This window comes from Nitrosomonas sp. ANs5 (assembly GCF_050584665.1).
In the GTDB taxonomy this organism is placed as follows: domain Bacteria; phylum Pseudomonadota; class Gammaproteobacteria; order Burkholderiales; family Nitrosomonadaceae; genus Nitrosomonas.
The window spans coordinates 1-7,609 of the sequence record NZ_JBEUDO010000083.1 but is presented as its reverse complement, the minus strand read 5'-3'; the positions used below and the strand labels follow the sequence as shown (position 1 = coordinate 7,609).

Sequence of the window (7,609 nt, the reverse complement as noted above, 5' to 3'; positions counted from 1 at the left end):
TCAAGTAATTTTTGCTCATTTTCAAATATTTTTTACGTCTCGTATCGCTGCTTCGATTCTGCTCTAAGGGCCGATTTCTCTGGTGCTGAATGTCTAAACTTGAGTCATATGAAGAAAAAATTGATGTCATTCGGAGCGGGTTTTGCGGCAATCGGTTTGCTGTTGTCCATGGCGAGTCATGCTGATCCGATGGTAGTCATCCAGGGAAAAGCGGTTTTACTGGCGGCTGATGATCAGTTGACTATTTTGCCGGATACACCCGATGAGTTGCTCGCCTGCACTTACGATGACGGGCTATTCGTGCCCGGGGCTTCGGCTGGCATCAGTGTGCCCGTACCCGGTGCAATCGATGTGAAAGTGATCGGAGGCGATGCTTATGTCGCGACTTCCAGTCTGGAAGATAACGCGGCACCGACCGGCTATGCCAAATTTGACGTCAACGCCTGTCTACCCGAAGCGCCTTTCAACCCTCACCGAGCACATGCCAACCTGACTTCGGGAGAGCTGGTCATTCCATGCGTGGAAGTCGATGGTAACGATTACAATCTTGTCATGAAGCAGCGTGGGAGATCCATGAACTGGGAAGTTGATTTCGTGGCCAGCGGCTGTTATTGATCTGAATGCTTGCAGCCATGCGCATGCCGATGAATTGATGTTTAAGGCATCTCGCGGGTATCCAGTGTATTCTGGATGCCTTTTTGCGTGCGCATGGTCTCCAGATAAGTGATGATTTCCGCTATGACCTGTTCCCGCTGTGGTGTTTCTGCTGCGAGAGCCGGCATGGTCGTGTTGTAACGGATGCTGGCGGGTTCATCCAGCCAGCGTCGCAGGTATTCAGGCCGGATGTATTCCGTTACGCTGACCGGGTAATTGAGTTCAGGGGCTTTCCCACCGCCTTCGCCATTGATGGTATGGCAGGCAAGGCAATGTTTACGAAAGTGCAGAAAACCGCGTTTGGCTGCCGGTGATGCACCGGCTGGGGGAACAAGGCGTGGGAAACGGGTGGCAAACGTGGTGAGCTCAATTGCGATGAGTTGATAAGGCATGTCGGATGCGCCCTCTTGACGCAGGGCAGGCGATTGCAAGTTGTCCCAGACTAGATAAAGTGGTCCTAAATCGACCATTTCCTCATTTTGCAGCAGATTGTCCAGCATGAATGGCGAGCCATCCGCGCTCGCAAAAGCCAGATAGGCGTCAAAAGTCAGGAATTTCTCGACCGGAATGCTCGGTTGATAACCATCTTTGCTCACAAAAACGATTTCCTCCGCTGCCCGCCAGCGTTTTCCAAAAATCCGGTCGAACACCGCGCGCGCAGGGTAGGCTTTGTAAGCGCGTGTCCGTTTCTCATGTGCTTCAAAAATCTCCAGGATGTGTACTGGAGCGATCGTGTCGAATTCATCCAGCCGCACGGATTGCACCAGTTTATGATGGTCCCTGAATTCGATTGTCATGCCGGACGGATCCGCCTGAACAGCCGTCATGCTAATTGATAGCATCATGAGTAATACGCTGAGTCTGGTTCGCCAAAGTCGTTGCATGCAAGTCTGACTGGGGAGGCTACAGCATGGGAATTGGACGCGGCTTGCGGTGCTGATCGATGGCCACATAGGTCAACACGGCCTCGGTAACCTTGATGCATACTTCTTGCTCGCCTTCGCGCACACCACGCTGCGCATAGACGGTAACATCAACCGTGATCGAAGTATGGCCAGTTTTGACGATCTGCCCATAGAAACTGACCAGATCGCCTACCAATACCGGGTGCTTGAAGACGAATGAATTGACAGCCACCGTGGCGACGCGCCCGCGGGCCCGACGGATTGCCGGGATGCTGCCGGCCAGGTCGACTTGAGCCATGATCCAGCCACCAAAGATATCCCCGGCATGATTGGTATCCGATGGCATGGGTACGGTGCGTAAAATCGGCTCCTGATCGCTTGGCAAAGAAACATGAAGATCAGGGTGGTTATGTAGGGCTGGCATCATTTCATTGTCAACTCGATAACGGTTATTCAAATACTGGCGAAGAGGGCATGAGTCATGCAGGATCGTTCATGCGCTGCGCTCAGCAGCTTGTTAGTGGCCGGCATACAGTTTTTCTATCTCTGCCTGGTGGCGTTCAAGTATTTTTGCGCGCTTGAGTTTCAGGGTGGGCGTCAGCGTGCCGTTATCGATTGACCAGGGTTCAGAAATCAGCGCAGCCCGATGAATTTTTGCATAACCCGGGAAACCGCTGATCTGGCGGACAATTCTTTCGAGTACGATTTCCTCGGCATATTCATCCCGTGCCAATTGTTTCGGATCGTTTTGTGCATTGCAATGCGTGGCGACCGATTCCCAGCCGCGTTCACTCAGAACAACCAGCGCACTCAGATAAGAGCGACCTTCGCCAATGACCATGACTTGCTCGAAAATGGGGTCGCGTAGAATCGCCGCTTCCATGTCTGCCGGCGGAATTTTCTCGCCTGTTGACGTGACAATAATATCTTTCAGGCGGCCGGTGATGGTGATCCGGCCTTGTTCGTCAATATGTGCGGTATCCCCGGAATTGAGCCAGCCTTCTTCGGATATGATGGCGCGCGTGGCTTCTGGATTATCCCAATAGCCCAGCATGATATTGGGGCCGCGGATCAGCAAAGCATCCTGTTCGCCGAGTTTGACCTCCACACCAGGGATAGTTTTGCCTACGCTGGCGGGTAGGTTGTCGTACAACCGGTTGGCGCAGACGACCGGGCTGGTTTCAGTCAAGCCGTAACCCTGCAGGATCGGTAGCCCCAGGCCGATGAACACCCGTGAAATTTCCGGGGAAAGGGCCGCCCCCCCACTCATTACTTGCCATAGGCGTCCACCCAGTTTGTCCAGCACCTTGCGTGCAACCAGTTTGTCGAGCAACGGCCATAATGCGTGCGAGAGCCGCCATTTGCCGCGTCCCTGCAAATGTTCGAAACGGCTGTATCCAACATCGACAGCCAGCTTGAACAATCCTCTGGCGAGGGCCGGGCCTTCTGCCAGCTTCGCCTGAATGCCCGCATAAACTTTTTCGTAAATGCGCGGTACCGAAACCAGGATGGTTGGCCGGATGTCCGGCAGATCTTCCTGCAATAACCGGATCGAACGCGCATAAGCGACGGTCGCACCGCATAGCATGGGGACATAATAGCCGGCGGTCCGTTCAAAAGTGTGCGAGAGCGGAAGGAATGACAAGAGGAGATCATCCGGCGTGACAGTGACAACCTGGGCGCAGCCATGCGCATTGCTTAAAATATTGTGGTGACTGAGCATCACCCCCTTGGGGCGTCCTGTCGTGCCGGAAGTGTAGATGAGGGTGGCCAGCGCGTGCGGGTCGTTCTGCCTGGGCGGGATAACCTCTGCCTGTGCCGGCAGCCAGTCCTGCAGCGCGATCACGCGCGCATCACCCGCCCGGCTCACATCCTTGGAGGTGGCGGTCAGGATAATGACGCGTACCAACTGTTTGAGCTGATCCTTGACTTCGCTCAGCTCCTCCCACTGTGCCAGGTTCTCCAGCAGCAATAGTTTGGCGCCGGCATTGGCGAGACACCAGGCAGCATTTTCAGCCCGATCCTCGGTATAGAGCGGCATGGCCACCAGTCCCAGTGCGAGAGCCGCCTGCTCATACATGACCCACTGTGGGCAATTGCGCATCATGACCGCGACCCGTTCCCCGGCAGCCAGGTTTTCTTTTGCGAGTGCCGTCTGCCAGCGAGCGACGGCATGCGCCATGTCTGCCCAAGTGTAATCCTGCCAAGCTTCCCGTTTGACATCATAATCCCGGTAGGCGACTTTTTTGGCGGAACGTTCGACCCGCGCCCTGAATAAACCATCCAGGGTGCGGGCTGTTTCGACCGCAATCAAATCAGTGTTCATCGTAGAGGGATGCTTGCTCATGCTGACGCTCCCTCATGCCGATTGTTCGGGTCTTCTCCAAAATCGGGGGGGAAGTCATCTACCATGATCACGCGACGGCGCAGGGTTTTCATCTGATCGAGCATGGCCGCTTCTTCCTCGGTGAGCAGGCCTTGTGCAACCGTCTTGCTGGCCTCCAGCTTGCCCTCCTTGATGGCCTGACGCAGCTTAGCTTCGATGGGCTCGCAAGCAATCGCGCAGGTGAATGCCTGCTCGAGCTGGGCGAGTGGTTCATGGTCTGCTTTGGGCAGGTAAATGCCTGCCGTCAGGCGATCACGTGCCTCGCCCGGATTCAGGATCAATTGAGCGACTGTATGGGCAAGTGTGTCGACAGGCGGGTGACAACGTTTGCCCACGGGGAAAATCATGAACCGTAGCCAGCTACGCATCAGGCGGTTACTCGGAAAGTTAAGCAGAAAATCATCGAATGCCTGTTGTGTGCGGTAAAGCGCATCCTGAATCGACCAATGTAGGAGCGGCAGATCAGCAGCGGGGCGATTATCGTCCTCAAAGCGTTTGAGTGTCGCCGAACACAGATAAAGCATGCTGAGAATATCACCGAGGCGTGCGGAAAGACGCTCGCGACGCTTGAGTGAGCCACCTAGCTTGAGCATGGCAATATCCGTCAACAATGCAAACGAAGCAGAGAAGCGGGTCAGTTGCCGATAGTAGTCGACTGTTTCACTGGCAGCATTGTCGGGCACTTCCTTGACCAGGCGGTGGCTGATGCCAAAAAAGAGGCTGCGGCAGGCGTTGCGCAAGGTAAAAGCGACATGCCCGGTCAGCGCCTGGTCAAATGCCTGCAGGCCACGTTTTTTGTCATGATCCCAGGCGGCATTGATTTCCTGCAAGGTGTAGGGATGGCCACGAATCGCACCCTGACCGAAGATGATCATGTTGCGTGTCAGGATATTGGCGCCTTCCACGGTAATGCCAACCGGTGTCTGCTGATAGGTACGACCCAAATAATTGGCCGGGCCCAAACAGATCCCCTTGCCTCCGTGGATATCCATAGCATCATTGATCGCCTGGCGGCTGCGTTCAGTCAAGTGATATTTGACGATCGCCGAGGCAACCGACGGTTTCTCTCCCAGATCGACTGCACCGGCAGTCATGACACGCGCCGCATCCATCATGTAGGTGTTGCCGGCAATACGCGCCAACGCTTCTTCTACGCCCTCGAAGCAGCCGATTGGTAACTTGAACTGCACACGTACCCGCCCATAAGTGCCACTGGTCCAGGCCGACAGCTTGGCGGCACCCACGCTGGTTGCCGGTAGAGAAATCGATCGCCCGACCGATAAGCTATTCATCAGCATGCGCCAGCCTTGGCCGATTTTCTCCTGTCCACCGATCACCCAATCCATGGGAATGAAAACCTCTTGGCCGGAGTTGGGGCCATTCTGAAACGCGCCGTTAAGAGGAAAATGTCTGCGGCCGATATTGACGCCGGGTGTGCTGGTAGGGATGAGTGCGAGGGTTATGCCGAGGTCTTTCTGATCACCCAGCAGGCCATCAGGATCGCGCAGCCGGAACGCGAGCCCCAGCAGCGTGGCGACCGGGCCCAGTGTGATATAGCGTTTTTCCCAGGTAACGCGCATGCCGAGCACATCCGGCTGGCCATCGTATTCTGTGCGGCAGACGACACCGTAATCTGGAATCGAGCCGGCATCCGAGCCAGCTTCCGGGCCGGTCAGTGCGAAACAAGGCACCTCGATGCCCCTGGCCAGGCGCGGCAGATAATAGTCTTTTTGCGCGTTCGTTCCGTAGTGCAGTAGCAATTCAGCCGGGCCAAGCGAATTGGGCACCATCACCGTGACTGCGGCCGTATTGCTGCGGGAACCGATTTTCATAACCACCTCGGAATGAGCCAGCGCCGAGAAACCATGCCCCCCGTATTCCTTGGGAATGATCAGGCCAAAAAATCCCTTTTCCTTGATGAATTGCCAGGCATGGGGCGGCAAATCATGACGCTCATGTGTGATATGCCATTCATCAAGCATGGCGCATAATTCCTCAACCGGCCCATCGAGAAAAGCTTTTTCCTCCGGGCTTAACGCTGGCTTGGGAAATGCGTGCAGCGCGTTCCAATCCGGTTTGCCACTGAAGAGCGCGCCTTCCCACCAAACCGTACCGGCGTCGAGCGCTTCCTGCTCGGTTTGTGAAATTTGCGGAAGCAGCTTGCGGAAAAATCTCAGAACGAGGTTGGAAACAATATTGCGGCGCAGGAAGGGCACTGTGAACAGCGCGACAATAATGACAATCAGTGATACGAGTAAGTACAAAAGCGACTCTAGCATGGTCTGCACTCCGTGGATTTTTTAATGGTTATTGGTCGTTACACTACCGAAGAATAAGCCACTGTCAAGTTTTGTTTGCTTTTAATGGCCAGAAAGGCATTCCCATCAACGATGGCATATTTGGAAGAGAACGCAGGTGAGCGGCGCCGCAACGCCATCATCTCTCGTGGCGTCAACACCACCAGCAGGCGCATGGCAGCCTTGGCTTTTATGACCTCTTTCAGCCAGAGCAAATCGATTTCAAGCACCTCTTTATACAAAAAACAGCAACGCAGACTATACAATGAAAGCCGTAGTGGATGAATTCGTGCGGTATTATGTGGCTGTCAGTTGAATTGTTAAAACCGGGGCGGTGTGTGTTGTATCAAGTTGACCTCGAGCGTTGAGCAAGCATTGGGCACTATTGACTTATATGCATAGTATATGCATAATAGCGGCATGGAGATTGAATTCGATTCGCAAAAGGCGGAATCAAACCTGCGCAAACACCGCGTCAGCTTCGCGCACGCCGAGCAGGCGCTCCGGGATCCCCTTGGCATAACCATTGAGGATCCAGATTCGGAAGGCGAGACCCGCTTCGTCACTCTTGGAGCAGATTCCCTGGGTCGAATTCTAGTCGTAGTTCACACATCGCGGAAAGATCGAGTCCGAATCATTTCTGCACGAAAAGCCAGCCGAAGTGAGGTGAAAAACTACCATGCGTAAAGAGTACGACTTTAGCAAGGGCAAAAGAGGCCCTGCCATCGAATCACCCGGAAAGACCCGCATCACCATCATGTTGGATGATGACATCATTGAAACATTCCGAAAGAGAGCAGAAGCCAGAGGCATTGGCTATCAAACTGCAATTAATGAAGCCCTGCGGGCAGCCCTGAATGACGAGTATGTACCTTTAACTGCCGGCAAATTAAGAGAAATACTCCGGCAAGAACTGCATCTTGCAGACTAGTACTCCGTTCCGCCAAACCGCTTACATGAAATCGCGCCTTTGCCTGTCATGCGTTGTTGCAAATCCTCGCCATAGCTACGGCTATGACTGCGGTTTGCGCCTAGCCTGGCAGGCGAATCTATCGATTTCATTTGTAAGCTAATTGACGGAACGGAGTACTAGGAGGTTGTCCGAGAATAGCGATCGTAGCGAGGGCGAAGCTGGATGAGCGGAATTTTCTGATCATTTGAGGCGAATAGTTCTATTTAGTGTCTGCCCGAGAACCTCATTTTCCACCATCGCTCTGCCTAATTTTTAATCACGCTGACTAAAATGCAGCAAAATGATGCATTCAGAAACATATGCGTTGTCAATTTTGGGAAATGTTGCCTGGAAACCCCGAATTTTGCCCAGCAGTCACCGCTGATTGCTTGCAATCAGGCGATTTTTCTTGTGC

The 7,609-nt window shown here is 53.9% G+C and carries 8 protein-coding genes; 3 read left to right on the top strand and 5 right to left on the bottom strand.

The window, feature by feature from the left end; translation table 11 throughout:
* Nucleotides 1-108: 108 nt before the first annotated feature.
* Nucleotides 109-615, top strand: coding sequence for a hypothetical protein (locus tag ABTW62_RS13125; protein ID WP_430905025.1), 507 nt, complete (start codon nt 109-111; stop codon nt 613-615).
* 41 nt (nt 616-656) lie between these two features.
* Here ABTW62_RS13125 and ABTW62_RS13120 read toward each other — a convergent pair whose 3' ends face one another.
* The 5 genes from ABTW62_RS13120 to ABTW62_RS13100 all read right to left on the bottom strand — a co-directional run bounded on the left by ABTW62_RS13120 (nt 657) and on the right by ABTW62_RS13100 (nt 6,472).
* Nucleotides 657-1,499 (bottom strand): c-type cytochrome, encoded by an 843-nt coding sequence (locus tag ABTW62_RS13120; protein WP_430905024.1) that lies wholly within the window; start codon nt 1,497-1,499, stop codon nt 657-659.
* A gap of 58 nt (nt 1,500-1,557) precedes the next feature.
* A complete protein-coding gene (locus tag ABTW62_RS13115) occupies nt 1,558-1,986 on the bottom strand; it encodes an acyl-CoA thioesterase (protein WP_430905023.1) in 429 nt (142 codons plus the stop codon).
* A 90-nt stretch (nt 1,987-2,076) separates the two neighbouring features.
* Nucleotides 2,077-3,906: an AMP-dependent synthetase/ligase gene (locus ABTW62_RS13110; RefSeq protein WP_430905022.1), complete on the bottom strand. Its 1,830-nt coding sequence runs from the start codon at nt 3,904-3,906 to the stop codon at nt 2,077-2,079.
* Nucleotides 3,903-6,224 carry an acyl-CoA dehydrogenase gene (locus ABTW62_RS13105; protein ID WP_430905021.1) on the bottom strand — a complete coding sequence of 774 codons (2,322 nt, stop codon included), beginning with the start codon at nt 6,222-6,224 and terminating at the stop codon, nt 3,903-3,905. The genes ABTW62_RS13110 and ABTW62_RS13105 overlap by 4 nt, the downstream gene beginning before the upstream one ends.
* A 38-nt stretch (nt 6,225-6,262) precedes the next feature.
* Entirely contained in the window at nt 6,263-6,472 is a 210-nt protein-coding gene (locus tag ABTW62_RS13100) for a hypothetical protein (protein ID WP_430905020.1), read from the bottom strand.
* 175 nt (nt 6,473-6,647) lie between these two features.
* Here ABTW62_RS13100 and ABTW62_RS13095 point away from each other — a divergent pair, with 175 nt between their 5' ends.
* Both ABTW62_RS13095 and ABTW62_RS13090 read left to right on the top strand, forming a co-directional pair.
* Nucleotides 6,648-6,929 (top strand): BrnT family toxin, encoded by a 282-nt coding sequence (locus ABTW62_RS13095; RefSeq protein ID WP_430905019.1) that lies wholly within the window; start codon nt 6,648-6,650, stop codon nt 6,927-6,929.
* Nucleotides 6,922-7,173: a BrnA antitoxin family protein gene (locus tag ABTW62_RS13090; protein WP_430905018.1), complete on the top strand. Its 252-nt coding sequence runs from the start codon at nt 6,922-6,924 to the stop codon at nt 7,171-7,173. The genes ABTW62_RS13095 and ABTW62_RS13090 overlap by 8 nt, the downstream gene beginning before the upstream one ends.
* Nucleotides 7,174-7,609 lie beyond the last annotated feature (436 nt).

Bases quoted from the DNA above. Each gene is read 5' to 3' on its own strand.
- ABTW62_RS13125 (WP_430905025.1), top strand. From the start codon at position 109: ATGAAGAAAAAATTGATGTCATTCGGAGCGGGTTTTGCGGCAATCGGT.
- ABTW62_RS13120 (WP_430905024.1), bottom strand. From the start codon at position 1,499: ATGATGCTATCAATTAGCATGACGGCTGTTCAGGCGGATCCGTCCGGC.
- ABTW62_RS13115 (WP_430905023.1), bottom strand. From the start codon at position 1,986: ATGATGCCAGCCCTACATAACCACCCTGATCTTCATGTTTCTTTGCCA.
- ABTW62_RS13110 (WP_430905022.1), bottom strand. From the start codon at position 3,906: ATGAGCAAGCATCCCTCTACGATGAACACTGATTTGATTGCGGTCGAA.
- ABTW62_RS13105 (WP_430905021.1), bottom strand. From the start codon at position 6,224: ATGCTAGAGTCGCTTTTGTACTTACTCGTATCACTGATTGTCATTATT.
- ABTW62_RS13095 (WP_430905019.1), top strand. From the start codon at position 6,648: ATGCATAATAGCGGCATGGAGATTGAATTCGATTCGCAAAAGGCGGAA.
- ABTW62_RS13090 (WP_430905018.1), top strand. From the start codon at position 6,922: ATGCGTAAAGAGTACGACTTTAGCAAGGGCAAAAGAGGCCCTGCCATC.